Consider the following 1570-nt stretch of genomic DNA (forward strand, 5'->3'; position numbering starts at 1 on the left):
TGGTGAAGGACTTCAATGTTGTTTCTGACCACCTGGATCTTCTCCGAACGACCGGTGCCTAATAATGCCAATAGCTCTGTCTGCAGCTGCAACTATTGTTTGGGGATGATTCTTTGCATGATTGAAGGGCAGGCGAAAATAGAAATTTTTGTTTCAATAAGAACATGCCCAATAACGGCAGACGTGGGGCCTTCCAGAAAGGAGAAAAGCACTATCAATTTTTCGGGAGAAACGATGCGGGATGCCCGGTATGCTCACGGGCATTACCCGAAGGCTTTTGCAGGAGGTTTCATGCTATTGGCTATCGTGATTGGAACATAAAGAACTGCCGATGGCACCGATTTGCTAAAAGATGGATCAAGCTGGGAGATGCATTCGCTCTCTTCCCTGGCAGGCACTCGTTAGGTTTTGCGGAAAAAAAGGTAGTTGGGCTGCTTCCACACCTTGCGGATGATGGGTTTGGAAACGGATTTCACAAACGGTTTCAGACCACTTACGTCCAGGGTGTGCTGGTATTGGATCTTCAGGGGGATGGTGACTTCTTTCATTCCTGCCGCTTCTGCCATGCATAACAGCGATTTTCTTCTGAAAAAATTAATATGCTCCAGCGGTGCAACCGGGTTCAGGGAAAGCCGTGTTCCTTTTGGTGTCTTCCAGTCCATATGGGCTAAGCGCCGTTTGATGTTGTGTGCCGTAGGTACACTGATTTTCAACAGCCCACCGGGTTTTAGGCCCCGGCTTATGTAGCGCAGCGTGTCCAAGGGGGCCGCCAGGTGTTCAAACACCTGTTCTGTATTGATAAAGTCAAATTGCGGCCGGGGTAATTGCTCCCAGGTTATGACGTGAATACCATTTGCCCGGGCATGGGCGATGCGTTCACGGGAAAGTTCTGTGCCGTAGGCTGTGCATCCAAACGCCTTGGCCATCAGGGCCCACTGACCCCAGCCCATGCCAAAGTCCAAAAAGTGGAGCTGTGCCGGTGGCTTTCCCAGCAAGGCAATGACTTGCATGATTTCTTCGGCGTGCTGCCTGTGATAGGCCAGCCCGTCTTGTTTTTGGTGCCGCAGCAAGGCCAATTGCGGGTCCAGCCACTCTTCGTAGAGTTTTTCCAACAGCGTATCGTTTGGAATTTCCTGTTGGAAAATAGCCTGGCAGCTTGTGCATTCGCACAACCGGTAGACCGCATCCTTTAAATAGGCAAATTCAACGCCTCCCTGGGGCGAATAGAAGTCGTTCAGATAGTCTTTGATGGGAGAGCTGTCCAATACGCTTTCATAAAGGGTGCGAAAGCTGCCGGCATGGCAACAGGGGCAGTTGGTTCTGAAAGTAAAATGTTCATTCATGTGTTAGCAGCAGCAAGACATGGCTTTTTCTCCCGGCAACCGGAGGCTGAAAACGACCAGGGACCGACCTTGCAGGCTGGAAGCCGGTCGATAACCGAACCGTGACCTGTCCAATTGACCTGCCGGTCTCCCTCAGGCAAAAGGAAACCATTGTCTCGTATAGTTTAAATATACGGAAGAAGTCTAATTTGATGAACGTCGATGTTGGCTTGGTCATCTGGCAACTG

Annotated in this window: 1 protein-coding gene; it reads right to left on the bottom strand. The window is 50.4% G+C overall.

The features are described 5' to 3' along the window. Positions 1-401 precede the first annotated feature (401 nt). Entirely contained in the window at positions 402-1343 is a 942-nt protein-coding gene (locus D6024_RS26325; RefSeq protein WP_121357803.1) for a class I SAM-dependent methyltransferase, read from the bottom strand. Positions 1344-1570: the final 227 nt, after the last annotated feature.

The organism is Flavisolibacter nicotianae (assembly GCF_003628535.1).
Lineage (GTDB): Bacteria > Bacteroidota > Bacteroidia > Chitinophagales > Chitinophagaceae > Flavisolibacter > Flavisolibacter nicotianae.

What these genes read in the sequence shown, in the direction of transcription:
- D6024_RS26325 (WP_121357803.1), bottom strand. Translation starts at nt 1,343, where the DNA reads ATGAATGAACATTTTACTTTCAGAACCAACTGCCCCTGTTGCCATGCC.